Origin of the sequence: Streptomyces sp. NPDC058459 (assembly GCF_042721685.1) — a bacterium.
Taxonomy (GTDB): domain Bacteria; phylum Actinomycetota; class Actinomycetes; order Streptomycetales; family Streptomycetaceae; genus Streptomyces.
In genome coordinates this window covers 1-25,949 of the sequence record NZ_JBHXLV010000024.1, presented here as the reverse complement: position 1 = coordinate 25,949, position 25,949 = coordinate 1, and the positions used below count along the sequence as shown (strand labels likewise).

Annotated in this window: 24 protein-coding genes, 1 pseudogene and 1 riboswitch; of the genes and pseudogenes, 15 read left to right on the top strand and 10 right to left on the bottom strand. The window is 73.4% G+C overall.

The window, feature by feature from the left end; translation table 11 throughout:
- Positions 1-32 precede the first annotated feature (32 nt).
- The gene (locus tag ACFWN1_RS07510; protein ID WP_384359186.1) at positions 33-1,370 is read left to right on the top strand and encodes a hypothetical protein; all 1,338 of its coding nucleotides are present in this window, start codon (positions 33-35) and stop codon (positions 1,368-1,370) included.
- Positions 1,371-1,580: 210 nt separating this feature from the next.
- Positions 1,581-2,195 (top strand): molybdopterin-dependent oxidoreductase, encoded by a 615-nt coding sequence (locus ACFWN1_RS07505; RefSeq protein WP_384359185.1) that lies wholly within the window; start codon positions 1,581-1,583, stop codon positions 2,193-2,195.
- A 22-nt stretch (positions 2,196-2,217) separates the two neighbouring features.
- On the opposite strand, the gene ACFWN1_RS07500 is transcribed toward ACFWN1_RS07505, so the two are convergent.
- Positions 2,218-3,393, bottom strand: a complete 1,176-nt coding sequence (locus ACFWN1_RS07500) for a spore photoproduct lyase family protein (protein WP_384359184.1) — start codon at positions 3,391-3,393, stop codon at positions 2,218-2,220.
- Between the two features lie 344 nt (positions 3,394-3,737).
- Here ACFWN1_RS07500 and ACFWN1_RS07495 point away from each other — a divergent pair, with 344 nt between their 5' ends.
- A complete protein-coding gene (locus ACFWN1_RS07495) occupies positions 3,738-5,750 on the top strand; it encodes a SpoIIE family protein phosphatase (RefSeq protein WP_384359183.1) in 2,013 nt (670 codons plus the stop codon).
- An 18-nt stretch (positions 5,751-5,768) separates the two neighbouring features.
- Here ACFWN1_RS07495 and ACFWN1_RS07490 read toward each other — a convergent pair whose 3' ends face one another.
- Positions 5,769-6,245, bottom strand: coding sequence for an NUDIX hydrolase (locus tag ACFWN1_RS07490; protein WP_384359182.1), 477 nt, complete (start codon positions 6,243-6,245; stop codon positions 5,769-5,771).
- A gap of 259 nt (positions 6,246-6,504) precedes the next feature.
- On the opposite strand from ACFWN1_RS07490, the gene ACFWN1_RS07485 reads away from it, so the two are divergent.
- Both ACFWN1_RS07485 and ACFWN1_RS07480 read left to right on the top strand, forming a co-directional pair.
- Complete coding sequence (locus ACFWN1_RS07485; RefSeq protein ID WP_384359181.1) at positions 6,505-8,103, top strand: molybdopterin-dependent oxidoreductase; 1,599 nt, start codon at positions 6,505-6,507, stop codon at positions 8,101-8,103.
- A gap of 83 nt (positions 8,104-8,186) precedes the next feature.
- Positions 8,187-8,840 (top strand): fasciclin domain-containing protein, encoded by a 654-nt coding sequence (locus ACFWN1_RS07480; protein WP_384359180.1) that lies wholly within the window; start codon positions 8,187-8,189, stop codon positions 8,838-8,840.
- A 10-nt stretch (positions 8,841-8,850) separates the two neighbouring features.
- On the opposite strand, the gene ACFWN1_RS07475 is transcribed toward ACFWN1_RS07480, so the two are convergent.
- The 3 genes from ACFWN1_RS07475 to ACFWN1_RS07465 form a co-directional block, all read right to left on the bottom strand.
- Positions 8,851-9,576: an anti-sigma factor domain-containing protein gene (locus tag ACFWN1_RS07475; protein ID WP_384359179.1), complete on the bottom strand. Its 726-nt coding sequence runs from the start codon at positions 9,574-9,576 to the stop codon at positions 8,851-8,853.
- On the bottom strand, positions 9,573-10,142 hold the full coding sequence (locus ACFWN1_RS07470) for a sigma-70 family RNA polymerase sigma factor (RefSeq protein WP_384359178.1): 570 nt from the start codon (positions 10,140-10,142) through the stop codon (positions 9,573-9,575). Before ACFWN1_RS07470 ends, ACFWN1_RS07475 begins: the two co-directional genes overlap by 4 nt.
- A gap of 136 nt (positions 10,143-10,278) precedes the next feature.
- On the bottom strand, positions 10,279-10,695 hold the full coding sequence (locus ACFWN1_RS07465) for an ATP-binding protein (RefSeq protein ID WP_384359177.1): 417 nt from the start codon (positions 10,693-10,695) through the stop codon (positions 10,279-10,281).
- 176 nt (positions 10,696-10,871) lie between these two features.
- Between ACFWN1_RS07465 and ACFWN1_RS07460 the strand changes: the two genes are divergently transcribed.
- The 3 genes from ACFWN1_RS07460 (at position 10,872) to ACFWN1_RS07450 (ending at position 12,524) form a co-directional block, all read left to right on the top strand.
- Positions 10,872-11,207, top strand: a complete 336-nt coding sequence (locus ACFWN1_RS07460; RefSeq protein ID WP_384359175.1) for a hypothetical protein — start codon at positions 10,872-10,874, stop codon at positions 11,205-11,207.
- A gap of 206 nt (positions 11,208-11,413) precedes the next feature.
- Positions 11,414-12,229: a maleylpyruvate isomerase family mycothiol-dependent enzyme gene (locus ACFWN1_RS07455; protein WP_384359173.1), complete on the top strand. Its 816-nt coding sequence runs from the start codon at positions 11,414-11,416 to the stop codon at positions 12,227-12,229.
- Positions 12,230-12,296: 67 nt separating this feature from the next.
- Complete coding sequence (locus ACFWN1_RS07450) at positions 12,297-12,524, top strand: antitoxin (RefSeq protein WP_384359171.1); 228 nt, start codon at positions 12,297-12,299, stop codon at positions 12,522-12,524.
- Between the two features lie 85 nt (positions 12,525-12,609).
- On the opposite strand, the pseudogene ACFWN1_RS07445 reads toward ACFWN1_RS07450, so the two are convergent.
- Positions 12,610-12,893, bottom strand: a pseudogene (locus tag ACFWN1_RS07445) (hypothetical protein); the annotation flags it as partial.
- Positions 12,894-12,956: 63 nt separating this feature from the next.
- On the opposite strand from ACFWN1_RS07445, the gene cbiE reads away from it, so the two are divergent.
- Positions 12,957-14,210, top strand: coding sequence for a precorrin-6y C5,15-methyltransferase (decarboxylating) subunit CbiE (gene cbiE, locus ACFWN1_RS07440; RefSeq protein WP_384359169.1), 1,254 nt, complete (start codon positions 12,957-12,959; stop codon positions 14,208-14,210).
- Positions 14,207-14,956, top strand: coding sequence for a precorrin-4 C(11)-methyltransferase (cobM, locus tag ACFWN1_RS07435; RefSeq protein WP_384359167.1), 750 nt, complete (start codon positions 14,207-14,209; stop codon positions 14,954-14,956). Before cbiE ends, cobM begins: the two co-directional genes overlap by 4 nt.
- A 13-nt stretch (positions 14,957-14,969) precedes the next feature.
- Here cobM and ACFWN1_RS07430 read toward each other — a convergent pair whose 3' ends face one another.
- Positions 14,970-16,121, bottom strand: a complete 1,152-nt coding sequence (locus tag ACFWN1_RS07430) for a cobalt-precorrin-5B (C(1))-methyltransferase (protein ID WP_384359165.1) — start codon at positions 16,119-16,121, stop codon at positions 14,970-14,972.
- Between the two features lie 19 nt (positions 16,122-16,140).
- Here ACFWN1_RS07430 and ACFWN1_RS07425 point away from each other — a divergent pair, with 19 nt between their 5' ends.
- Positions 16,141-16,905: a cobalt-precorrin-6A reductase gene (locus ACFWN1_RS07425; RefSeq protein ID WP_384359198.1), complete on the top strand. Its 765-nt coding sequence runs from the start codon at positions 16,141-16,143 to the stop codon at positions 16,903-16,905.
- Between the two features lie 50 nt (positions 16,906-16,955).
- Here ACFWN1_RS07425 and ACFWN1_RS07420 read toward each other — a convergent pair whose 3' ends face one another.
- From ACFWN1_RS07420 to cobG, 3 genes are read right to left on the bottom strand one after another with little or no spacing between them, the layout of a single operon-like run.
- Entirely contained in the window at positions 16,956-18,449 is a 1,494-nt protein-coding gene (locus ACFWN1_RS07420; RefSeq protein WP_384359163.1) for a precorrin-2 C(20)-methyltransferase, read from the bottom strand.
- Positions 18,446-19,075: a precorrin-8X methylmutase gene (locus ACFWN1_RS07415; RefSeq protein ID WP_384359197.1), complete on the bottom strand. Its 630-nt coding sequence runs from the start codon at positions 19,073-19,075 to the stop codon at positions 18,446-18,448. Before ACFWN1_RS07415 ends, ACFWN1_RS07420 begins: the two co-directional genes overlap by 4 nt.
- Positions 19,076-19,116: 41 nt before the next feature.
- Positions 19,117-20,379 carry a precorrin-3B synthase gene (gene cobG, locus ACFWN1_RS07410; RefSeq protein WP_384359161.1) on the bottom strand — a complete coding sequence of 421 codons (1,263 nt, stop codon included), beginning with the start codon at positions 20,377-20,379 and terminating at the stop codon, positions 19,117-19,119.
- A gap of 77 nt (positions 20,380-20,456) precedes the next feature.
- Positions 20,457-20,588, top strand: a riboswitch (cobalamin riboswitch).
- Between the two features lie 67 nt (positions 20,589-20,655).
- Between cobG and cobN the strand changes: the two genes are divergently transcribed.
- The 4 genes from cobN (at position 20,656) to ACFWN1_RS07390 (ending at position 25,885) form a co-directional block, all read left to right on the top strand.
- Positions 20,656-24,282 carry a cobaltochelatase subunit CobN gene (cobN, locus tag ACFWN1_RS07405; RefSeq protein WP_384359159.1) on the top strand — a complete coding sequence of 1,209 codons (3,627 nt, stop codon included), beginning with the start codon at positions 20,656-20,658 and terminating at the stop codon, positions 24,280-24,282.
- Positions 24,283-24,390: 108 nt separating this feature from the next.
- A complete protein-coding gene (locus tag ACFWN1_RS07400; RefSeq protein ID WP_384359157.1) occupies positions 24,391-25,032 on the top strand; it encodes a superoxide dismutase in 642 nt (213 codons plus the stop codon).
- 129 nt (positions 25,033-25,161) lie between these two features.
- Positions 25,162-25,476, top strand: a complete 315-nt coding sequence (locus ACFWN1_RS07395; RefSeq protein WP_384359155.1) for a hypothetical protein — start codon at positions 25,162-25,164, stop codon at positions 25,474-25,476.
- Positions 25,477-25,708: 232 nt separating this feature from the next.
- Positions 25,709-25,885: a hypothetical protein gene (locus ACFWN1_RS07390; RefSeq protein WP_384359153.1), complete on the top strand. Its 177-nt coding sequence runs from the start codon at positions 25,709-25,711 to the stop codon at positions 25,883-25,885.
- The last annotated feature ends 64 nt before the right edge of the window (positions 25,886-25,949 follow it).

Sequence of the window (25,949 nt, the reverse complement as noted above, 5' to 3'; positions counted from 1 at the left end):
CCGGAGCCGCCCCTGCGGCCTAGCGTGCCGGTGTGATCCACCACCGGCCCCACCCCTCGCGCCGTGACCTGTACGCCGCCGCCACAGCCGTCCTGCTGGCGACCGCCGCCGTCCTGGTCGGCCGTCACATCCAGGACGTCCACCACACGCTGTTCGTGCGCTGGCCCCCGCTCTTCGCCGAGTGGGACCCCCACGTCGGCCCCGGCACCCCGGCCGCGCTGGTCCTCGCGGCCGCCGGAGCGGCGTACGGGCCCGCGCTCGCCGCCCGGCTGCCCTGGCGCGCGCTGCCCTGGGTGACCTGGGCGGCGTCGACGGCCTGGATCGTCTCCCTCGCCCTGATCGACGGCTGGCACGACGGCATCGCCACCCGGCTCACCGCTACGAACGAATACCTTCGGGTCATCGGCCGGTTCCACGACATCCCGGCCACCCTGCGCGGCTTCGACGACCACATCCTCGCGGGCGTTCCCGGCAGTTGGCCCGCCCACGTGGCCGGCCACCCGCCCGCCGCGACCCTCACCTTCGTCCTGCTGGACCGGATCGGGCTGGGCGGTGGCGGCTGGGCCGGGATGTGGTGCGTGGTGCTCGGCGCGTCCGCCTCCGCAGCGGTCCTGATCGCGCTGCGGGCACTGGCGGACGAGCGGCTCGCCCGGCGGTCGGCACCCTTCCTGGTCCTCGCGCCGGCCGCTGTCTGGCTGGGCGCGTCGGCCGACGCGTACTTCGCGGCGGTGGCCGCCTGGGCGCTGGCCTGTCTCGCGCTCGCGCTCACCCGGCGCTCCCTGCCCCGGGCGGGCGCCTGCGGCCTGCTGTCCGGCCTGACCTGCTACCTCTCCTACGGCCTCGCCCTGATCGCCGTGATCGGCCTCGCGGTCCTCGTCCTCGCCCGCGCGGACCTGAGGGCCCGCCCCGTGCTCGTGCTGCCCTTCCTCGCCGGACTGGCCGTCGTCCCGGTGGTGTTCGGCCTGCTCGGCTTCAACTGGTGGACCGCGTACCACCTGCTGGTGACCCGCTACTACCAGGGTGTCGGCGGCATCCGCCCCTACGGTTACTGGATCTGGGCCAACCTCGCCTGCACGGCGGTCATCACCGGCCCGGCGACGGCGGCGGCCCTTCCCCGCACCGCCAACTCCCTCACCCACCGGGACTACCGTCCCACCACCCACCTCGCCCTGCTCGTCGGGGCCGCCCTGGCCGCTCTGCTGATCGCGGACCTCTCCGGCATGAGCAAGGCCGAGACGGAACGCATCTGGCTGCCCTTCGCGGTATGGCTGCTGCCCGCCTGCGCCCTCCTGCCAGGCCCCCGAGCGTGGCTGGCGGCCCAGGTGACCCTGGCCCTCCTGCTGAACCACCTTCTGCTGACGGGGTGGTGAGTCGTCCGGGGCTCTCGCGGCCGGCCGACGGCTCAGGACGTCCCGGGGCGGGTGCGAGGCCGGAGCACGCCCCGGCGCGATCCGGACCACCTGGCGGAACCGCGTCTCCTCGCCGGCGAGTACCGGCCCCGGCCTGTGCCCGTTCGGGTGAGGACCCATACGCTGCTATGGGTGACATCCGCACAGTGGACCGGTGAGAGGGGCTCCCACGTGACCGTGAACCGACAGGGCGGCACCCGGACCGGCGCCGACCTGCCCGAGCGCCTCCCGCCCGGCCAGCGCCGCGTCAACGGCTGGCCCGTCTCGCACTACGGCACCGTGCCCCGCTTCCGCCCCGCGCGGTGGAATCTCCGGGTGACCGGCGCCACCGCGGACGGCGCCGAACGAATATGGCTGTTCGACGAGCTGACGGCACTCCCGCACACGACGGTCGTCGCCGACCTGCACTGCGCCACGGGCACCACCTCCACCGGCCACGAGTGGTACGGCATCCCCGCCCGAGCCCTCCTCGACCTGGTCCCGCCGGCCCCGGGCGTCACCCATGTGATGGGCTGGGCGGAATACGGCTACACCGCCAACCTGCGGCTCGCCGACTTCGACTCCCCCGGCACCATCCTGGCCACGCACCACAACGGCGAACCCCTCACCGCCGAACACGGGTTCCCGCTCCGCCTGGTCGTCCCCCACCTCTACGGCTACAAGAGCCCCAAATGGCTCCGCGCCGTCGAGTACCTCACCGAGGACCGCCGCGGTTTCTGGGAGCAACGCGGCTACCACAACATCGGCGACCCCTGGCAGGAACAGCGCTACTCGCATCAGGAGTGACACGGGTCCGGAGAGAAGGGGCTCAGAACGCGTACCGCACCCGCAGCCAGGGCGCGTGTGCGGCGACCAGTTCCGTCAGCCGCTGTACGCCCTCGCGCTTGACGTCGTTGCGGTAGCGCACGTTCAGCGCGCCGTTCTCCGAGCGCTTGGCCTGCTGGATCTCCGGCCGCCAGAGCACGTCCTCGGCGCGCGGGTGCCAGCGCAGGTTCACGTCGTGCAGCTGCCGGTTGTGCGTCAGCATGATCACCTCGGCCGCGGCCTGCGCCTTCACCCGCTCCGGCAGTACGTCGTCCAGGTGGCGCAGCAGCTCCGCCCAGTCGTTCTCCCAGCCGGGACGCAGTACGACGGGGGAGAGGTTGAAGTGCACCTCATAGCCCGCGTCCAGGAAGTCGCCGGCGGCGGCGATCCGTTCCGCCACCGGGCTGGTCCGCACGTCAAGCAGCCGGGAGTCGCCGGGCGGCATCAGCGAGAAGCGGATGCGGGTCGAGCCGCGCGGGTCGAGACCGAGCAGGTCGCGGTTGACGTACTTGGTCGCGAAGGAGGCCATCGCGGTGGGCCACCGCCGGAAGGCCGCGACGAGATCGGCGGTGTTGTCGCAGATCAGCGCGTCCACCGAGCAGTCCCCGTTCTCGCCGGTGTCGTACACCCAGCGCTCCTCGTCGCACTGCGTGGGCTCCTGCTTCGGGCCGAGAGCGGTGATGTGCCGGTCCAGGGCGCCGATGACGTCCCCGATGTTGGTGAAGACGGTGATCGGGTTGGCGTACCCCTTGCGGCGGGGCACGTAGCAGTACGCGCAGGACATGGCGCAGCCGTTGGACGCGCCGGGCGCGATCCAGTCCGCGGAGCGCCCGTTGGGCCGGACGGTCAGCGACTTGCGCACTCCGAGGACCAGCGTCTGCCGCTTGACCCGCACCCACCGGTCGGCGTTGCCCTCGTTGCCGTGCAGGTGGGGGATGTTCCAGTGCGAGCCGACCTCCAGCACGCGCGCCCCGGGGAAGCGGGCGATGACCTGTCGGCCGCGCGGGGAGAGCGCGGCGGCGGGCTCGGCGTAGATCTCCCGCACGTCGAGCAGCCGGGACGCCGGCTCCGGTGTGCCGCTCGGCTCCGGGTCCTTGGTGCGGTCCTCGGTTCCCAGCAGCTCGGTCAGCCCGAAGAGGGCGTCGGGGTCGCCGGAGGCGGGCGACGAGGACGGTGACACGGCGGCTCCAGCGTTACGGGGGTGATGCGGTGGGCGAGGAGTGACGGCTCGGTCCCTTTCCAGCATCCCACTCCGGTGGGGTGTCCCGTCCGCCCGCGGGGGCGCGCCGGCGGTCGGGGGCGGCGCCGAGCGAGTCCTCGCGCCGGGATGGCTGGGCGACGCGCGTCAGGGGGCGGCGGAGCCGACCCGCGTCGCACCTCCCTTCGACCTCACCACCGCGCCGTCGCCCTCTCGCGCCCGTGCCGCCCGGAGCCGGTCGACGCGGCCCGCGCCCGGCACAGCCGAGTTGCTGCCACCCGCCGATGCGAGAAGGTGAGGGGAAACGTCCGCGAAGGGAGCTTGTGGTGGCAGGCGGTCCCGTCGACGATGCCGAGGTGCTGAACGCGCTGTTCGGTGACTCTCCGCAAGGGCTGTTCGTCTTCGACTCCGAGCGGAAGGTCACGCGCTACAACCCGTCCGGACGAGGGGTACGGCACCTGGCGGCCGAGGACGTCCTCGGGCATGACGCCGAGGACTTCGCGACCGGTTTCGAACCGGGTGAGCTGCGGGCCCTGATGGACGAGGCACTCGCCGGCGGCGCCCCGTTGCGGCGGCGTCTGGTCCGTGGAGTGTCGCCGTCGGGCCCGCGCCGGACGTTCACGGTCGAGGTGTCGTTCTTCCCGCTGCCCGACTCGCACGAGGGCGCCCCCGGACTGGTCGGCGTGATCGAGGACGTGACCGAGCGGCAGGCCGCGGCGGACCGGCTCGCCGTGCTCAGCACGGTGCACCGCACCGTCGGTACCACGCTGGACGCGCGGACCACGAGTGACGAGCTGACACGGGCCCTGGTGCCCGCCTTCGCCGACGCCGCGGGCGTCGACCTGCTGGACGACGGGCCCGCTTCCGGCCCCCTGTCGTCGGGGGTGCCGCTGCGCCGGATCTCCTTCGCCCCCGCCCACATCGCGACCGCGAGGAAGGAGGGGGACAGCCGTCCCTTCCCCTTCCCCACGCCGTACACGCAGGCCCTCAACGACACCGAGGCCCGTATCGTCCCGGTGACGCCGGACGCGCCGTGGCTGGTCACTGCCCCGGACATGTCCGCGCCGCTGCTCGACGCGAACATGCACTCCATGATCGTCGCACCGCTCAGGGTGCGGGACACCGTGCTCGGCCTGCTCACCCTGTACCGGCACCGGACGGACCCCTTCGAGGAGGCCGACCTCGACGTGGCCCGGCAGGCGGCCGCCACCGCCGCCGCGCACCTGGACAACGCGCGCAGCTACCGCCGTGAGCACGCCGTGGCCTCGACCTTGCAGCGCAAACTCCAGCCCAGCACCACCCCGCGCCTCTCGGCGGTGGAGACCGCCCACATGTACCTGCCCGAGAGCGCGGGCGGCGACTGGTACGACGTCATCCCCCTCTCCGGGGCCCGCGTCGCCCTCGTCGTCGGCGATGTTGCCGGACACGGCATCGAAGCGGCGGCCACGATGGGCCAGCTGCGTATCGCCCTGCGCACACTCGCCCTGCAGGACCTGGAGACGGACGAGCTGCTGACCCATCTGGACGAGGTCGCCGCCCAGCTCGTGGACGCCCCGGCCACCCATGTGGCGACCTGCGCGGTCACCGTCTACAACCCGGTCTCGCGCCGCTGCGCGATGGTGCGGGCGGGACATCCGGCGCCGGTGATCATCGACCCGGCGGGCTCGCCCGTCACCGTGGACGTCCCTCTGGGGCCGCCGCTGGGTGCCGGGGGCGGCCGGGTCTTCACCCCGGCTGTGATCGATCTGCCCGCCGGGTGCCTGCTCGCCCTCTACTCCAACGGCCTTCTCGGCGCCCGGGGCCATGACCCGGCCGTCGCCCGGCGCAGGCTCGAACAGACCCTCGCCTCTCCCGCGCGGCCGCTGCGGGAGCTGTGCGACGACGCCGTCTACCGCATGGCGCCCTCCCGCGACGACGACGCGGTCCTGCTGCTCGCCCGCACCCGCACCCTGCCGGAGGAGAACGTCGCGGACTGGACGCTGCCTGCCGAGCCGTCCGTCGTGCACATGGCCCGCAGGCTCGTCGGCCGGCAGCTTGCCGCGTGGCATCTCGGGGAGGCGGCGTACACCACGGGGCTCATCGTCAGTGAACTCGTCACCAACGCCATCCGCTACGGCACCGGCCCCGTCCGGCTGCGCCTCATCCACGACAGCGGGCGGCTCCTGACCGAGGTCACCGACGCCAACAGCACCAGCCCCCATCTGCGCCACGCCTGCGACAGCGACGAGGGCGGCCGCGGCCTCTACATCGTCATGAGCCTCAGCACCCGCTGGGGCGTCCGGCACAGCCACCAGGACAAGACGATCTGGGCCGAACAGCGGCTCCACGAGGACCCGTAGCCCCGTCCTCGCGGCACCTCAAGGGCGATCCCGGTCGCACCACGGGCCGTCCGGCACCAAGGTTCCCAGTACCGACAGCAGTCGCGGCGGTTCGACCGGGTCCGGCAACGAGTCCAGCTCCTGCCACGCGAACCAGGCGTGCGTATCCAGGGCGGCCAGCTCGTAGGGGAGCAGGCCGGTTCGCGCCAACGGTGGCTGCTCGACGGCGAATCGGGCGATGAAGAAGTGCTCCGTGCCGACGTACCGCTTGCCGTTCCACCGCACATCACGGTCGACGAGCACCGAGCGGTCCAGGACGGCAGCCGGGTCGAGTCCGGTCTCCTCGACCAGCTCGCGCCGTGCCGCCGTCAGCGGTGTCTCGCCAGGCTCGATGCCACCACCGGGCGGCTCCCAGACCCAAGCCCCGTCGAACGGGTCGCGCCAGCGCAGCAGAAGCACGCGGTGGGCGGCGTCCAGGCAGACGACCCGGGCGGCGGGCCGATGCGTCGATGTCATGGCCGGGACGCTACGCCCCTCACACCGCCACCGACCCCGTCTCCGCGCACGCCCCCCTCCTTCGCGGTCGCGGTCAAGCTCGACTCGGCGGGGACCCACCGGCCGATGGAGGTCGGCGGCCACGCCGGCACGACCTCCTGGTGAACGAATATCGACCCTGTATCCGTCACCGAACGCCCCCCGGATTGGTGTGAGATGCGTCTTCACCCGATCTGAGGAACGCACCAATCCGGGCCCCTCCCGGGACCGGATTCCCCCCGTGAGCGAGGAACAGAGGGACCCAAGGACAGCACCAGGTCCGGCGCGTACGGCGCTGGGCGCGCTGAGCGGTGTGCTGGCCGGGTTCTCCTCGCTGGCCGTGGCCGAGCTGGTGGCGGCGGGGGTGCGGCCCCAGGCCGGCCCGGTCGTCGTGGTCGGCGGAGCCTCCATCGACCAGACCCCGGCGGCCCTCAAGGACTGGGCGATCCGCAACTTCGGCACCAACGACAAGCTGGTGCTCCAGCTCGGCATCCTCGTCGTCCTCGCACTCCTCGCCCTGGCCCTCGGCGCTCTCGCCGTACGCCGCCGGGTCGCCGGAGCCGCCGGGGTCCTGCTCTTCGGTGTGATCGGCGCGGCGGCCGCCCTCACCCGCCCCGATTCCCGGGGTCTCACGGACACGCTGCCCTCCCTGGCCGGGGCCGTCGCCGGAGCGCTCCTGCTGTACTTCCTGGCCGGACGCCTCACCGCCCCCGTACCCGTCACCGGTGCCGAGTCCACCGCGCCCGCCACCTGGGACCGCCGGGGCTTCGTCGTCGCGGCCACCGCCGCGTCCGCCGCGTCCGCCGTGGCGGGCGGAGTGGGCCGGACGCTGAGCGCCTCCCGGGCGGGGGATGCCGTCGCCTCACGCAAGCGGCTCGTCCTGCCCAGCCCCGGCTCGCCCGCGCAGCCGACACCGCAGCGAGCGGCCCTGCGGGTCGACGGCGTCAGCCCCTACGTCACACCCAACCAGAGCTTCTACCGCGTCGACACCGCCCTGGTGGTGCCCAAGGTGGACGCCACCGCCTGGCAACTCCGCGTCCACGGCAAGGGCGTGAGCCGGCCGGCCACGTTCACCTTCGACGACCTGCTGCGCCGGCGGCTGATCGAGCGCAACATCACTCTGACCTGCGTGTCGAACGAGGTCGGCGGCCCCTATGCGGGCAACGCCCGCTGGATAGGCGTACGCCTGGCCGACCTGCTCGCCGAATGCGGGGTCAAGGCTCCCTCGCGCGGCGGACCGGCCGACCAGCTGGTCGCCCGCTCGGTCGACGGCATGACCATCGGCACGCCGGTCGAGGACATCATGGACGGCCGCGACGCCATGCTCGCCGTCGGCATGAACGGCGAACCGCTCCCCTTCGAGCACGGCTTCCCCGTCCGGATGCTCGTCCCCGGCCTGTACGGCTACGTCTCCGCCTGCAAGTGGATCAAGGAGATCGAACTCACCACGTTCGACTCCTACGACCCGTACTGGGTCAAGCGCGGCTGGGCGCGGAAGGCGCCGATCAAGACCCAGTCCCGGATCGACACGCCCAAGCCGTTCGCCCGGCCGAAGACCGGGACCGTGATGGTCGCCGGTGTCGCCTGGGCCCAGCACCGGGGCATCGACAAGGTCGAGATCCGGGTGGACGACGGTCCCTGGCAGGAGGCGCGGCTCGCCGCCGAGGACACCCGCGACACCTGGCGTCAGTGGTCCTTCCCCTGGCAGGCCACCAAGGGGTCCCACACCCTCACCGTGCGCGCCACCGACCGCACCGGAAGCACGCAGACGGAGAAGCGCGCGCGGACCATCCCCGACGGTGCCAGCGGCTGGCACTCCGTCGTCGTCACCCCGGAGTGAGCCGGCCCCGGCCCTCCGCCCCCTGACCAACTCGCACCATCCAGCAGCCCATCGCTGTCCTTCAACAACAGGAGAAAAACCAGATGAACGCCCGTATCCGCCGCACCACCGGTCTCGTCTCCGCCGCCGTGCTGCTGCCCCTCGCGCTCAGCGCCTGCTCCGGCAGCGACAGCGACAGCGACGCGGCGAAGTCCGACTCCAAGGCGTCGGCGTCGGTGTCCGCGCCGGCCCCGGCGAGCAGCGAGGGCATGAGCACCATGGACCAGCCGTTCGGCCCGGCCTGTACCTCGGTGCCGAAGAACGGCGCGGGTTCCTTCGACGGCATGGCCAAGGACCCGGTCGCTACCGCCGCCTCCAACAACCCGGCGCTGTCCACCCTGGTCACCGCCGTGAAGAAGGCCGGCCTGGTCGACACCCTCAACAACGCCCAGAACATCACGGTGTTCGCCCCCACCAACGACGCCTTCAACAAGATCCCGAAGGCCACCCTGGACAAGGTCCTCGCCGACAAGGCCCAGCTGACGAAGATCCTGACCTACCACGTCGTCGGCCAGAAGCTCGCGCCGAAGGACCTGGAGAACGGCTCCTTCGACACGCTGGAGAAGTCGAAGGTCACGACCTCCGGCATGGGCGAGTCCTACACCGTGAACGACTCCTCGAAGGTCGTCTGCGGCAACGTCAAGACCGCCAACGCCAACGTCTACATCGTCGACACCGTCCTGATGCCGAAGAGCTGACCCGCTCGGCTCAGAGCTGGACCACCGCCAGCGGCGCGGCCGTCGGCTGCTTGGAACCCCCCGCCGGCTCCGCCGTGATGCCGACGGCCGTCGCCCGGCCGAGGGGGCCGAGGAGTACGCGGCCCTGGCGACCGCCCGTGCCGGAGAGCAGGCCGGCCGGGCGGAAGGCGCCGTTGTCGGCGTACCAGAGCTGGTACACCCTCCCTCCGCCGAGGGCGGGCAGCCCGGCGGCGACGAACGCGCTCCTCTGCCGCTGCCGGGACACGACGACGCTAGCTCGTGCACCGTTGCTCAGCTCACCGGTGCGCACGGTGGCGTCCGGGGCCGTGACCACGTCGGCCAGCGAGGCGGTGCGCCGCTCCTGCTCCTGGGCGGTGCGCCGCGCGTCCCGCGCCTCCTCGTGCTGCCACCAGGCGACCGAGCCGCCGGCGACGGCCACCGCGAGACAGGCGGCGAGCGCCCAGGGAAGCAGCCGGCGGGCGCGGTCCGCCCGTGCGGGCGGCGTCTCCTGCCGGGTGTTCCGGATGCCGGCCAGCACGCGGGCGCGCGCCGCGTCGTCCGGGGGCAGCGCGGTGGCCTCGGCGAGTCCGACCACCGCCTCCATGAGCCGCGCGGCCTCCTCCCGGCAGGCCGCGCAGGCCGCCAGGTGGTTCTCGAAGGCCGCGCGCTCGTCCGGGGGCAGGGCGTCGAGCACATAGGCGCCGACCGCGTCGTGGTCGCCGGGCACCGAGTTCATCCGCCGGCCTCCAGGCACTCCCGCAGCCGGTGCAGTCCGGTGCGCATCCGCGTCTTCACGGTCCCGGTCGGCTTGCTCAGGGCGCGGGCGACCTCCTCGTACGTCAGGCCCTCGTAGTAGGCCAGCACCAGCGGCACCCGCAGGTTCCCGCACAGCGCCGCCAGGCAGCGGTACAGCCTGCGCCGCTCGTCGCGGTCCTGCACCAGCTCGGCCACCATGTCGAACGGACGCTCGCTGTCGGCCTGCGCCACCCGGCGGTCCCGGTCGGACGCGGCCTGCGCCGAGCGGACCCGGTCGACCGCGCGGTGGTGCGCCAGGGCGAACACCCATGACCTGGCCGACGCGCGCTCGGGGTGGAAACGGGCCGCCGTACGCCACACCTCCAGCATGACCTCCTGCGCCACCTCCTCCGCCTGCGAGGCGTCGCGCACCACGCGCAGGGCCAGACCGCGCACCGAGCCGGACAGGCTGTCGTACAGCAGGGTGAACGCCTCCTCGCTGCCGCGCGCGGTCGCCGTCAGGTAGCCGTCGAGACGGCGGTCGTCGGCGGACCTGTCGCTGTGCATCCGCGTGGTTCCTCCCCTCGTCCTCGCACTCCTCCCCTCTCAGCCTGGGTGTCCGGTGCCGGCCCCGCGCCCGCTGGACGCCCGCCTGCCCGGAAGTCCGTCCGTTCGAGTGCCCGGGGCCGCCCACGGCCGCCGGTCAGCCGTCCGCGCCGTAGAGCACGGCCCAGACGGTGTGCCCGTGCCGGGTCGGCTCGTCGCCCCAGCGGCCGGCCAGGGCGTCGACCAGGAACAGACCGCGGCCGGACTCCTCCAGCGTGAAGGACGGATGCCGCCACCGGGCCCGGACCAGGGTGGTGTCGAAGCTCGGCCCCGCGTCGGCCACCTCGATACGCAGCGTCGCCCGCCCGGTGCACCGGCGGCGCAGCGCGCACGCGACCCGCACGGGCGGCCGGCCGTGGCGCAGCGCGTTGGACAGCAGCTCACTGACCACCACGGTGGCGTCCTCCGCGAACTCGGCCGCCCGCAAGCGGGCGAGCCGGTCGCGCAGCTGGTCGCGTACCGCGTCGGCGGGTCCGGCGGGGTCGTGGCTGAGACGGGGGGAAGCGCGCTTCATGATGAACACCTTCAGTGGCCTTTCAGGTAATTCGTCACTGAACGCGCCATGGATGGGCGGCCGGCGGACGAGTGCGACGACCGCCGGCGGAAAATTCCTGAACGGCGCAAACCATGACATCCGCCGCTCCGAATCAGAGACATGAATGCTTCGAGAGCTGAAGGGAGGTGTACTCAATGCGCGCACTCAGTGTGAAGAGGGCCGCTGTCCTCGCGGCGGCCGGAGCGATGCTGGCGGGCGGCGCCGCCATCGGGACGGCCGGCACCGCGTCGGCATCCGTGCCCACATCGGCGCCGGCCTCGCACAGCCAGCACCACGGCGACCGGGGGCCGGGCAACTACGGCCACGACAACCGGTACGGCCACCACGGCTACGGCTACGGCTACGGCTACGGCCACGACCGCCACGGCTGGGGTCATGACGGCTGGGGCAACTCGCACCACCGCTGGCACCACCACTGGCATGACGGCTGGTGGGGCAACGGCCGCTGGCACTCCGGTTACTGGTACTGACCCGACGGCCGGAGCGAGCGGTGGGGCAGGCCCATGAGCGGGGGCCGGCCCCACCGCCCATGCCGTCGGCCCGGCGCCACGTCGGACGGACAGCGCACGGACAGCGGACGGACAACGCACCGCGACCCCTTGTCCCGGGCACGCGGGTCTGGTTTCGTACCGCGCGACGACTGCATGATCATGGAGACACGAGGAGAGCGGGCGGCGTGGAGCGGGGAACGGAGAGCGGCACCGGGGATTCCCTGCCCGAGGGGCTCGGCCGGGCGATTCGGGAGACCGCCGAGGCCGTCGCCGCGCTCCTGGACGGCGCGACTGACCCGGCCACTCCCGTGCCGGGACTGGAGTGGACCGTCGGGGAGACGGCTGCCCATCTGGCCCTGGCCAACGGGCTGATGGCCGAACTCGCGGCCGGCCGGGAAAGCCCCTACGGCGACGGCACACCGCGGAGCCTCGCGGCGGCCAACGCGCGCGGTCTCGCCGCGTTCCCCGAGCGCGGGGCGAAACCGCTGGCGGAGCTGATCGTGGGGCGGGCGGAAGCGTTCCTGGACGTGGTGGGCCGGGCCGGGCCGGACCGGACGCCGCTGACCCCGCTCGGCCCCATGAGCGAGGACGTGCTCGCCTCCTACCTGCTGACCCATATGCTCGGCCACGGCTGGGACCTCGCCCGTGCGGTGGGCCGTCCGCACATGATCGACCGGACGCGGGTGCGGTTGTGCCTGCCGTTCCTGAAGACGGCGATGCCGCGCGTCGCCGTCGCCCCCTCCGAGCTGACGGCCCGCTACACCCTGCGCGTCCGGGGTGGCGAGACGTTCGGCGTCACCTTCGCCGGCGGCGGGGTGGAGGTGCTTCCCGGCCCGCCGGAGCGTTCGGAGTGCACCATCCTCACCGAGCCGGTCACCTTCCTCCTCATCGCCCTGGGCCGTCTGGGTCCCTGGCAGGCCGTGGCCCGTGGCGGTGTGCTCGCGTGGGGCCGCAAGCCCTGGCTGGCGCCCCGCTTCCCCACGCTGTTCAACGCGCCCTGATTCAGGGGGTGATCGCCGGGTAGGCGTAGCCGGGAACGACGTACGCACTGACTGCGGGAGGTTTCCCATGAGCAAGTTCGGCGATCTGGCGAACAAGGCCAAGGAGCTGGCCAAGGGCCACCCTGACCAGGTCGACAAGGGTGTGGCGAGTGCCGAGCGGCTGATCGACGAGCGTACGGGAAACAAGTACGACTCCCAGACCGACAAGGCCGCCGACGCCATCCGCCGCTCCTACGGCGGCGGCGCGACCGCGACCGAGGGGACGACCGGGGCGGACGGTACGGCCGAGCGCTGACCGGCCGGTTCGGAGGACACCGGGGGCGGGAGACGCTGCGATGGCGTCTCCCGCCCCCGGTGTCTCATCCGGTGCCGCGCAGGGGGTCTTCCTGGGTGTCGCCCGGATGGCGGACCGGAGCACGCGCCAGGTCGCGCACCAGGAGGAGCGAGGTGTGGCCGCCGGAGACGATCAGAACCACGCGGGGGCCGGGCGGCGGACCACGGCACGCGGTGCGTGCGGCCGGGCCCGCGAGGCGATCTCCGGCACCACTCCGCCGTAGCGGGCGTGCTCGTCCGTGCTCGACGCCACCGCATGTCCCAGCAGCCGCCCGTCACGGACGGGTCCCGCCCCGCCAGAGATCGCCCCGGACGGGAACCCGGGGCACAGGGGTGTGCGGTGGGGCCCGGTAGAGTCCGGCTCTGTAGTCCCCGAACCCGAGGTGCCGAGTCAGTGACCCCCGCTCCGCCAAGCCCGCCCGCCGTCACGCTCGTCGGGATCGGCGCCGACGGATGGGCGGGCGTCTCCGGCGCCGCCCGTGACGCCCTGCGAGACGCGGAGGTCGTCATCGGCGGCCCGCGCCAGCTGGACCTGCTGCCGGACGAGTGCGCCGGCCGGCGGGTCCCGTGGCCCAGCCCGCTGCGGCCCGCCGTACCCCGCCTGCTCGCCGAGCACGCCGGGCGGCGCATCGCCGTCCTCGCCAGCGGCGACCCCATGTTCTACGGCATCGGCCGCGCCCTGGCCGAGGAGCCGGTCACCCTCCGGGTCCTGCCCCACCCCTCGTCCGCCTCCTACGCGGCGGCCCGCCTCGGCTGGCCCCTGGAGGACGTCGCGGTGGTCTCGCTCGTGGGCCGCCCGGCCGCCCGGCTCGCGGCGGAGCTGCATGACGGGCGCCGGCTGCTGGTGCTGAGCGCGGACGCCACCACCCCGGCCGTGATCGCGGCCCTGCTGCGCGAGCGCGGTTTCGGCCCCAGCGGGATGCGCGTGCTGGAACAGCTCGGCGGACCGGCGGAGGACACGCGCACCGAGGGCACGGCGGACGACTGGCGGCACCCGCCCGGCGACCCCCTGAACATCGTCGCCGTGGAATGCCGCCGCGCTCCCGGCACCCTGCGCCTCGGCGCCGTACCCGGCCTGCCGGACCACGCCTACGAGCACGACGGGCAGCTCACCAAGCGGCATGTCCGCGCCGCCACGCTCGCGGCCCTCGCACCCGCTCCGGGGGAGCTGCTGTGGGACATCGGCGGCGGGTCGGGCTCGATCGCCATCGAGTGGATGCGGACCCACCCCTCCTGCCGGGCGATCACCGTCGAACGGGACCCGGCCCGCGCCGAGCGCATCACGCGCAACGCCGAACACCTGGGCGTCCCCGCCCTGCGCGTCGTCGTCGGCGCGGCTCCCGGCGCACTGGCGGAACTGCCCCGGCCGGACGCCGTGTTCATCGGCGGCGGACTCACCGCGCCCGGCATCGTCGACACCTGCTGGCAGGCCCTGGACGAGGGCGGACGGCTGGCCGCCAACACCGTGACGCTGGAGTCCGAGGCCCTGCTCGCCGACGCCCGCCGGCGTCACGGCGGTGAGCTGGTACGCCTGTCGGTGGCCCACGCCGTACCCGTGGGCGGCTTCACCGGCTGGCGGCAGGCGATGCCGGTGACCCAGTGGACCGTCCAGAAGACCGCCGAACCCGTTCCAGGAGCAGACCGATGACCGTGTACTTCATAGGCGCCGGGCCCGGCGCCGCCGATCTGATCACGGTGCGCGGCGCCCGCACGCTCGCCGCCTGCGGAGTCTGCCTGTACGCGGGCAGCCTCGTCCCGCGCGAACTGCTGGCCGAATGCCCGGCGGACGCGCGGCTGGTGGACACCGCCGACCTCGATCTGGACCGGATCACCGCCGAGCTGGTCCGCGCGCACGAGGAGGGGCACGACGTGGCCCGGCTGCACTCGGGCGACCCCTCGGTCTTCAGCGCGGTAGCCGAGCAGATGCGCAGGCTCGACGCGGCCGGCATCCCCTACGAGGTGGTTCCGGGCGTTCCCGCCTTTGCCGCCGCGGCGGCCGCGCTCAAGCGGGAGCTGACCGTGCCCACCGTCGGCCAGACAGTGATCCTCACCCGCGTCGCCCACCGCGCCACGCCCATGCCCCCGGGCGAGGACCTGGCCACCCTCGGCCGCAGCGGCGCGCTGATCGTGCTGCACCTGGCCGTCCGGTACGTGGACCGGGTCGTCGGCGAACTCCTCCCGCACTACGGCGCCGACTGTCCGGCCGCCGTCGTCGCCTATGCCTCCCGCCCCGACGAGCTGGTCATCCGGGGCACCCTGGAGGAGATCGCCGGCCGGGTGAAGGAGGCCGGGGTGCTCCGCACGGCCGTGATCATGGTCGGGCGGACGCTGGGCGCCGAGCAGTTCCGCGACAGCCACCTGTACTCGCCCGAGCGTGACCGGCACCTCTGCTGAGACCCCGGCCGCGTCAGCGGGCCGGCGCCCGCCCGACCACGGTGCCGGCCCGGTCCACGCAGATGACGTCCACGGCGACCGGCGCGCCGCGCAGCACCGCCAGCGCCTCGTCCCGGGCCGCCACCGCCACCAGGTCGCCGAGCGGGACCCCGGCGTCCTGGCACAGGTGCAGCGCGGCGAGCCCGGTGTTGGCGGCGGCCACCCCGGCGGCCAGCGCCCCGTCCGCGCCGCCCCGCCGGGCCAGCTCGGCGAGAAACCCCTTGTCCACCTGGGAGCGGCCGGAGTGCAGATCGAGATGACCGGCGGCGAGCTTGGACAGCTTGGCGAAACCGCCGCAGACGGTCAGCCGGTCCACGGGATGCCGGCGGAGGTACTTGAGGACCGCGCCGGCGAAGTCCCCCATGTCCAGCAGCGCGTCCTCCGGCAGGCCGTGCTCGGCGACCACCGTCCGCTCCGACGTCGACCCCGTGCACCCGGCGACATGGGTACGCCCGGCCGCGCGGGCCACGTCCACACCCCGCCGGATGGAGTCGATCCAGGCCGAGCAGGAGTACGGGACGACGATCCCCGTCGTCCCCAGGATGGAGAGGCCGCCGAGGATGCCCAGCCGGGGATTCCACGTGGAGCGCGCGATCTCCTCACCGTGGTCCACGGAGAGGGTGATCTCCACGTCCGCGCCCACCCCGAACCGGCGGGCGACCTCGGCGACGTGCTCGCCCATCATCCGGCGGGGCACCGGGTTGACGGCGGCCTCGCCCACGGCCAGGGGAAGTCCGGGGCGCGTGACCGTACCCACCCCGGGCCCGGCCCGGAAGACCACGCCACGGCCCGCGGCCAGCCGCCGCACGGTGGCCCGGATCAGCGCGCCGTGGGTGACGTCCGGATCGTCGCCGGCGTCCTTCACCACCCCCGCCGTAGCCGACCCCGCGCCCAGTTCCTCCACCGCCAGGGCGAAGGCGGGCGTCTGGCCCCGGGGCAGCGTGATCGTCACCGGGTCGGGGAACTCGCCGGACAGCAGCGCCGTGTACGCGGCCGTGGTGGCCGCCGTCGCACACGCCCCGGTGGTCCAGCCGTGCCGTAGCCCGGTGTGCTCCAACTGCGCGCGGCGACCTCCCTGAGCCCTCTCGGAACCCCGCGCTCCGCCCCGCTGCTCACTGCTTCCCATGAACGGACCCGTAACTCCCATGCACGTGCTGATCCTCGGCGGCACCTCGGAGGCCCGCCGCCTCGCCGAACTGCTCCACGGAACCGGGGTGCCGAGGCTCACCAGCTCCCTCGCCGGACGCGTCTCCAGCCCCCGGCTGCCCCCCGGTGAGGTCCGGGTGGGCGGCTTCGGCGGGGTGGACGGACTGGTGGCGTGGGTCCGCGACCACGGGGTCGACGCGATCGTCGACGCCACCCACCCCTTCGCTGAGACGATGAGCTTCCACGCGGCACGGGCCGCCGCCGTCACCCATGTTCCCCTGCTCGCCCTGCGCAGGCCCGGCTGGGTCCCCGTCCGGGGCGACCGCTGGCACGGGGCGGGGTCGCTGGAGGAGGCCGCCGCGCTGCTGCCGGCCCTCGGCCGCCGGGTGTTCCTCACCACCGGACGCATGGGCCTCGCCGCCTTCGCGGGCCTCGACGACCTGTGGTTCCTCGTGCGGTCCGTGGACGCCCCCGAGCCGCCCTGCCCACGGCAGACGGAGACACTGCTCGCCCGGGGGCCCTTCACCCTCGACGGCGAACGCGAGCTGATCCGCCGTCACCGCGTCGACGTCGTCGTGACGAAGGACAGCGGCGGAGCGGCCACCGCCCCGAAACTCACGGCCGCCCGTGAGGCCGGGGTGCCGGTCGTGGTGATCCGCCGGCCCCCGGTCCCGGAAGGGGTGCCGGTCGTCCCCGACCCCGAACGGGCCGCCCGGTGGGTACTGGACCGGCTCGGAGGGCGCTCTTCCCCCACCCTCGGCTGAAGGACCCAGGAGGGGCACTCCCACCCGGCCGTCACCGGGTGCGAGCGACCTCACGCCTCCGGATACCGGCGAGGGGTCCAGACGACCGACTCGCCGTCCCCGCGCCGCACGGCGACGGTCTGGGAGGAGCCGACCAGCAGCAGCGTGCGCATGTCGACCACGGCGGGGTCGAGTCCGTCCAGCCGCACGACCGAGATCCGCTCGTCCGGGCCCCCGACGTCCCGCGCGACCACCACCGGCGTCCCCGGGTCCCGGTACTCCAGCAGCAGGTCCCGCGCCCTGCCCACCTGCCAGGTGCGGCTGCGCGAGCCTGGGTTGTACAGAGCCAGCACCAGATCGGCCGAGGCCGCGGCCCGCAGCCGCTCCTCCACGACCTCCCACGCCTTGAGCCGGTCGGACAGTGAGATGCTGGCGTAGTCGTGTCCCAGGGGGGCGCCCACCCGGGCCGCGGCCGCGTTGGCTGCGGTCACACCCGGCAGCACGCGCACCGGCACGCCGTGGTACTCCGGCTGCGAGGCCACTTCGAGCACGGCCGTGGCCATGGCGAAGACGCCCGGGTCGCCGCCGGAGACGACCGCCACCCGCCGCCCCCGCCGGGCCAGCTGGAGCGCGAACTCCGCCCGCTCCGCCTCGACCCGGTTGTCCGAACCGTGCCGTGCCTGACCCGGCCGTACGGGCACGCGGGCCAGATAGGTCGTGTAGCCCACGAGGTCGTCGGCGGCGGCCAGCGCGCCGCGGCTCTCCGGGGTGAGCCAGAGCGGCCCCGCCGGTCCGGTGCCGACCACGGTCACCTCGCCCTCGCCCTCCTCCCGCACCGGCCGCCCGGAATCCACCTGGCTGGGCAGCACCGCCACCGCGAAGTACGGCACCGAGTCCGGGTCCACGTCCGCGAGTGCCGACGTACGCTCCTCGCTCATGGTCGCCCGCTCCACGTACCTGGCCCGCTCCAGCTTCCCGGAGCGCTCGAACGCCCGGCTCACCTTGGGGAAGGTGCGTCCGAGCTTCATCACCACCGCCGCGTCGGCAGCGGCCAGACGTGCGGTCAGCTCCTCCTCGGGCAGGGTGCCCGGCAGGACGGTCAGCACCTCCTCGCCCTCCACGAGCGGGGTGCCCAGGCGGGCCGCGGCGGCGGACACGGACGTGACGCCCGGGATCACCTCGGTGTCGTAGCGGTCGGCCAGCCGCTTGTGCATGTGCATGTAGGAGCCGTAGAAGAACGGATCGCCCTCCGCCAGCACCGCCACCGTCCGGCCGGCGTCCAGATGGGCCGCCAGCCGGGCCGACGCCTCGGCGTAGAAGTCCTCCATGGCCCCCCGGTAACCGCCCGGATGGTCGGTGGTCTCCGTGGTCACCGGATAGACGAGCGGCTCCTCGATGTGGTCGTCCCGCAGCCGGCGCCGCGCGATCGACCGGGCGATGGACCGTCCGTGCCGGGCGCTGTGGTACGCGACGACATCGGCCTCGGCGATGGCCTCGACCGCCCGGACGGTCATCAGGGACGGGTCGCCGGGGCCGAGCCCCACGCCGTACAGCTTGCCCTTCACTCTTCCTCACTCGCTATCGCGTTGAGCGCGGCAGCGGCCATGGCGCTGCCCCCGCGACGGCCGCGGACGATCAGGTGCTCCAGACCCGCCGGATGGGCCGCCAGCGCGTCCTTCGACTCCGCGGCGCCCACGAAGCCGACCGGGACACCGATGACGGCGGCGGGGCGGGGAGCACCCGCCTCGATCATCTCCAGGAGCCGGAAGAGCGAGGTGGGCGCGTTGCCGACGGCGACCACCGCGCCCTCCAGCCGGTCGTGCCACAGCTCCATGGCGGCTGCGCTGCGCGTGGTGCCGAGTTTCGCGGCCAGCTCCGGAACGGACGGGTCCGACAGGGTGCACAGCACCTCGTTGCCGGCCGGCAGCCGCTTGCGGGTCACTCCGCTGGCCACCATCTGCACATCGCACAGGATCGGCGCACCGGCGCGCAGGGCCTGGCGGGCGCGGGCCACGACCGAGGGTGTGTAGGACAGGTCCCGCACGAGGTCGACCATCCCGCAGGCGTGGATCATGCGGACCGCGACCTGGCTGACATCGGCGGGCAGGCCCGCGAGGTCCGCTTCCGCGCGGATGGTGGCGAAGGACCGGCGGTAGATGGCCGCCCCGTCCTTCTCGTAGACATGGGGCATCACGGTGCTGCTCTTCTCGCTGCTCTCGGTCGGCTGATGGCTCAAGAGGTCATCCCCGCCAGAGCGGCGGGTACTCGGTCGGCGTCGCCCGCCACGAGGGGGACCGCGGCGGGTCCGCCGGCGGTGTCCGAGATCCGGTATCCGGCACCGGGGACGGCGACCACCTCGATGTGGTCCTCGCCGGGGTGCCCGCAGCGGCGTTCACATCCCGACCAGTACACGGTCCGCCCCGTGCGGGCGGCGGCGTCGACCGTGCGGGCGGCGTCCGCACGGACATCGGTGAGGGCTCTGGCGCATCCGGGCCGGCCGACGCAGGCCCCCACGCCCAGCCAGGGGGACGCGGCGTCGGTGACGAGTCCCGCCGCCTCCAGGCGCGCCAGGGAGGCTCCGGCGCTCGCGCCGCCGGCCGGGATCACGACGCCCCGCCACGGGGTCAGCCGCAGCTCGGTCTCCGCGACGTCGGTCAGCGCTCGCCACTGGCCGGCCGAGAGCCGTCCGAACGGCACATGGACGCAGAGCGCGGCGCCCCGAACTCCCGGCGCGGGACCCGTCTTCGTCCCCGTGGGCCCGGCGCGGCGCTCGTGCCGGACGCCGAGGGCGTCCAGCCGGCGGCGCACCCGCGCTGCCAGCTCCTCCTCCGGCAGGCGGAGGCCGGACACCCGCCAGGCATGCGTGCCGTCGTCCCGGCCGGCCTCCAGGAACACCTCGGCTGCGGCGACCGCGGCACCGGCCACGTCCGTACGCGCGATCCGCACCCCGCCCGGGGACAGCTGTGCCGCCCCGCCGGAGAGGGCGCGCACCGTGATGTCGGCTCCCAGGCCGGCCATGTCACCGCGTCCGTCGTCGAGCGCGAACAGGAACCGCCCCGAGAGGTCCCGCGCGGCGTCGCTCGCGCACAGGGCGGCGTCCAGTGCGGTCAGCCAGGGGCGGACGTCCAGCAGCCCCACGGTGTCGAGGCCGGACAGGGGTGAGGCCACGATGTTGCGCACCCGCTCGTGGCCGGGCGACGGCAGCAGTCCCGCCGTGCCGAGCCGGTCGGCGAGTTCGCCGCCGCAACCGTCCCGCAGACCCCGCAACTGCACGTTCCCGCGCGAGGTCAGCTGAAGATCGCCGTCGCCCAGATCTCGTGCCGCCGCCGCCAGCGAGCGCGCCTGACGCGTGCTCAGCACCCCGCCCGGTATCCGGACGCGGGCCAGCGCTCCGTCGTCCGCCGGGTGCAGCCGCAGCGCACCCGGGCACGCGTCACCCTGTCCGGGAGTGACTGGCGTGCCCCGGGAAGGGGAGGGGGAGGCGGCCATGGACATGGCCGTGAGCATACATACGATCACACCAAATGTATGCCCTGCGCATTTTGCGTGACCCTTACTATGCTCAACGGTGGATCACTTGATCCACCACCGCCCATACGGCGACAGGGGAGGAAGCCCGGTGCGAATCCGGCGCGGTCCCGCCACTGTGAGCCCGCCCTCCAGGGGGCGAGCGAGTCAGGAACTCCCGTTCCGCTGCCCGGACTTGACCAGGCAGCGGAGACCATTCAGCTACCGGCCGGGGCGCGGACCCCGAGGAAGGCCAGGTGCCGCATGCCCACTCCCCCCGGAGAGCGCGTCCCGCACGCCCACACGATCCTCCTTCTGTCGACATCCGACACCGACCTGCTCAGCGCCCGCGCCGCCGGCGGACCGGTGCCGTACCGCCTCGCCAACCCGACCCGCCTCGCACCCGGCGAGCTGACCACCCTGCTCGACGGGGCCGATCTCGTCGTCGTACGCCTGCTCGGCGGCGTCCGTGCCTGGCAGGACGGGCTCGACCAACTCCTCGCGGCCGGGGTGCCGGTGGTCGTCCTCACCGGTGAACAGGCGCCGGACGCCCAGTTGATGGCCGTCTCCACCGTCCCCGTCGGTATCGCCGCCGAGGCCCACGCCTACCTCGCCCACGGCGGCCCGGCCAACCTGGAGCAGCTCGCCCGGTTCCTCACCGACACGGTCCTGCTCACCGGACACGGCTTCGACGCCCCCGCCCCCGCACCGTCGTGGGGCGCCCTGGAGCGCCCGGCGGGACGACCCGGCGGTCCGGTCATCGCGGTGCTCTACTACCGCGCCCACCACATGAGCGGCAACACGGCGTTCATCCACGCCCTCTGCGACGCGATCGAGAACGCGGGCGGCCGGGCCCTGCCCCTCTACGTCGCCTCCCTGCGCGCGCCCGAACCGGAGCTGATCGAGGAACTCCGCGCCGCCGACGTGATCGTCACCACCGTGCTGGCCGCCGGCGGCACCCGGCCCGCCGAGGCGTCGGCCGGCGGTGACGACGAGTCTTGGGACGCGGGAGCGCTCACCGGCCTCGACGTCCCGATCCTCCAGGCGCTCTGCCTGACCGGCTCACGTGCCGCGTGGGAGGAGAACGACGAGGGCGTCTCCCCCCTCGACGCGGCCGGCCAGATAGCCGTCCCCGAGTTCGACGGCCGGCTGATCACCGTCCCCTTCTCCTTCAAGGAGATCGACGCCGACGGCCTGCCCGTCTACGTCGCCGATCCCGAGCGGGCCGGCCGGGTGGCCGGAATCGCCGTACGCCACGCCCGGCTGCGGCATCTCGCGCCCGGTGACAAGCGGCTCGCGCTCGTGCTGTCCGCCTACCCGACCAAGCACTCCCGTATCGGCAACGCGGTCGGCCTGGACACCCCCGCCAGCGCCGTCGCCCTCCTGCGCCGGCTGCGGGCCGAGGGCTATGACTTCGGCGGCGACGACATCCCCGGGCTCGCCTCGGGGGACGGCGACGAACTGATCCGCGCGCTCATCGAGGCGGGCGGCCACGACCAGGACTGGCTCACCGCGGAGCAACTGGCCCGCAACCCCGTCCGTATCCCCGCCGCCGACTACCGGCGCTGGTTCGCCGCGCTCCCCGAACGGCTCCGCAGCTCGGTGGAGGAGCACTGGGGCCCGCCGCCCGGCGAGATGTTCGTCGACCGCAGCCGCAACCCGGAGGGCGACATCGTCCTCGCCGCGCTCCGCTTCGGCAACCTGCTCATCCTCATCCAGCCGCCGCGCGGCTTCGGCGAGAACCCGATCGCCATCTACCACGACCCGGACCTCCCGCCCTCCCACCACTACCTGGCCGCCTACCGCTGGATCGCGGCAGCGCCGGACGAGGGCGGGTTCGGTGCCGACGCCATGATCCACCTCGGCAAGCACGGCAACCTGGAGTGGCTGCCGGGCAAGAACGCCGGTCTCTCGGCCGCCTGCGCCCCGGACGCGGCCCTCGGTGACCTGCCCCTCGTCTACCCCTTCCTGGTCAACGACCCCGGCGAGGGAACGCAGGCCAAGCGCCGGGTCCACGCCACCCTCATCGATCACCTGATCCCGCCGATGGCCCGCGCGGAGTCCTACGGCGACATCGCCCGCCTGGAACAACTCCTCGACGAACACGCGCAGATATCCTCGATGGACCCGGCGAAGCTCCCGGCCATCCGGGCCCAGATCTGGACCCTCATCCAGGCCGCCCGCCTCGACCACGACCTGGGCCTGGACGACCGGCCGGACGACGACGGCTTCGACGACTTCCTCCTCCACGTCGACGGCTGGCTCTGCGAGGTGAAGGACGCCCAGATCCGCGACGGACTGCATGTGCTGGGCGCCGCGCCGGAAGGTACCGACCGGGTCAACCTCGTCCTCGCCATCCTGCGCGCCCGGCAGATCTGGGGCGGCACGACCGCGCTGCCCGGCCTGCGCGAGGCGCTCGGCCTCGACGAGTCCGCCGCGACCCGGACCGGAGCCGACGAGGCGGAGGAGCGGGCCCGCGCCCTGGTCCAGGCGATGGAGGACGCGGACTGGGACCCCTCGGCCGTCTCCCGGGAGCACGGCGAACAGGTCGCGGCGGTAATGGAGTTCGCCGCGCGTGAGGTCGTGCCGCGGCTCGCGGCGACCACCGCCGAGCTGGATCACGCCGTACACGCCCTCGCGGGCGGCTTCGTGCCGGCGGGGCCGTCCGGCTCCCCGCTGCGCGGTCTGGTCAACGTCCTGCCGACCGGCCGCAACTTCTACTCCGTCGACCCCAAGGCGGTCCCCTCCCGGCTCGCCTGGGAGACCGGCCAGGCCCTGGCCGACTCGCTCCTGGAGCGGTACCGCTCCGACCACGGTGAATGGCCGACGTCCGTGGGGCTCTCGCTCTGGGGGACGAGCGCCATGCGCACCGCGGGGGACGACGTTGCCGAGGCCCTCGCGCTGCTCGGAGTGCGGCCGGTCTGGGACGACGCGTCCCGCCGGGTCACCGGCCTGGAGGCGGTCCCGGCGGCGGAACTGGGCCGCCCGCGCATCGACGTCACCCTGCGCATCTCCGGCTTCTTCCGCGACGCCTTCCCGCACACCGTCGACCTCATGGACGACGCCGTACGCCTGGCGGCGGGCCTGGACGAACCGGCCGAGGCCAACCACGTACGCGCCCACGTGCAGGCCGACCTCGCCGAGCACGGCGACGAGCGCCGCGCCACCACCCGTATCTTCGGCTCGCGTCCGGGCACCTACGGCGCCGGACTGCTCCAGCTCATCGACTCGCGTGACTGGCGCACCGACGCCGACCTCGCGGAGGTGTACTCCGTGTGGGGCGGCTACGCCTACGGCCGGGACCAGAACGGCCGCCAGGCCAGGCAGGAGATGGAGACCGCCTACCGGCGCATCGCCGTGGCCGCCAAGAACACCGACACCCGCGAACACGACATCGCCGACTCCGACGACTACTTCCAGTACCACGGCGGCATGGTCGCCACGGTGCGCGCCCTGCGCGGCACGGCGCCGGAGGCGTACATCGGCGACTCGACCCGGCCCGAGACCGTCCGCACCCGCACTCTGACGGAGGAGACCTCGCGTATCTTCCGGGCCCGGGTGGTCAACCCGCGCTGGATCGAGGCGATGCGGCGCCACGGCTACAAGGGAGCCTTCGAACTCGCCGCCACGGTCGACTACCTCTTCGGCTACGACGCCACGACCGGCGTGATAGCCGACTGGATGTACGACAAGCTCACCGAGACCTACGTCCTCGACCCCGTCAACCGGCAGTTCCTGTCGGAGGCGAACCCCTGGGCGCTGCACGGCATCGCCGAACGCCTGCTGGAGGCCGAGTCCCGAGGCATGTGGGAGAAGCCCGACCCGGAGGTGCTGAGGCGGCTCCAGGAGGTCTACCTCGAGACGGAGGGAGACCTCGAAGGCGAGGACTGACGCACCGGTACGACTCGGGTCCCGGGACTGATGCCTGATCAGCGGGGCACCTTGTCGCTGATAGCGTGCAACTGCACATCACTCGCAATTATCGCGGAGGACGTTGACATGGCGGTGTACACGCTCCCGGAGCTCCCGTACGACTACGCGGCGCTCGCCCCGGTGATCAGCCCCGAGATCATCGAGCTGCACCACGACAAGCACCACGCTGCGTACGTCAAGGGTGCGAACGACACGCTGGAGCAGCTGGCGGAGGCGCGGGACAAGGAGTCCTGGGGCTCGATCAACGGGCTGGAGAAGAACCTGGCCTTCCATCTGTCGGGCCACATCCTGCACTCGGTCTACTGGCACAACATGACGGGCCAGGGCGGCGGCGAGCCGCTCGACAAGGACGGCGTCGGCGAACTCGCGGACGCCCTCGCGGAGTCCTTCGGCTCGTTCCAGAAGTTCAAGGCCCAGCTCACCAAGGCGTCCGCGACGACCCAGGGTTCCGGCTGGGGCGTCCTCGCCTACGAGCCGCTCAGCGGCCGGCTGGTCGTCGAGCAGATCTACGACCACCAGGGCAACGTCGGCCAGGGCTCCACCCCGATCCTGGTCTTCGACGCCTGGGAGCACGCCTTCTACCTGCAGTACAAGAACCAGAAGGTGGACTTCATCGAGGCGATGTGGGAGGTCGTCAACTGGCAGGACGTGGCGAAGCGCTACGCCGCCGCCAAGGAGCGCGGCGACAGCCTGCTCCTCACCCCGTGACCGCGTAGCACTCCGTGAAGAGCCCCGGCGGCACCTGCCGGGGCTCTTCGTGCCACAGCGGCCCGTGGCCGGCGTCCGGGTCGGCGTGCCCCGGTCACCCCCGTGCCCCCGCGTGAGGAGAATCGGGACATGGCCGCACACGCCCAGCCCGAGAAGACGCCCGACGGACACTTCGTCGTCATCGACGGACGGCGATGGCGGGCGACCGACCCGGACGTGCCCGAGGACGCCGCGGCGCGCCTTCGGCGGCATCTCATGGCGGCGCGGCGAGCCGTGCGCGGGGCCGGGGACAAGGAGGCCGAGCGGGCGGCGAGGGCCCGGGTCCAGCGCGCCAAGGTGGCACTGGGGGAGCGCGGGACGCCGTGGTGGGAGGAGTCCGGGGAGCAGCGGCGCCGTCGGTGGGAGGAGGGGCTCGCGGGGCTCGACGCCGACTTCCCGGAGTGACCGGCTTCCACGGAGTTCCGGCAGAGTCGGTCCCTACGCCGCCCGTGACCCAACAGCGGACACTGTACCCCGCATTGACCTGCCTTCAGGAATCTCGTGGGCACCGAGTCGTGCGCGGAGGCCGGACGCGCGGGGCGGTGAAACGCGGTGCCGCCGAGGTGACTGCCGGACCCCTTCACGGGCATCAGGTCTGTGTTCCGGAAGACCTCACACACCCGTAGGGGAGCACCTCATGCTGGCCATCGTCTCGGCGGTCCTGTTCTTCATCTCCTTCCTCATCAACGCGGCGGACATCTCGACCAACGACGTCTTCACTTCGACCAACATCATGCTGATCGGCCTCGCCCTGCTGGCGCTGCACGTGGCGGGCATCGGCGCCGGCTGGAACACCCGCGGCCGCAGACGCTGAAGCCCCGGCGCCGGGCGGCCGCACCACCGCCCGGCGCGACAGGCCGAACTCTTGTGCGTTCCTT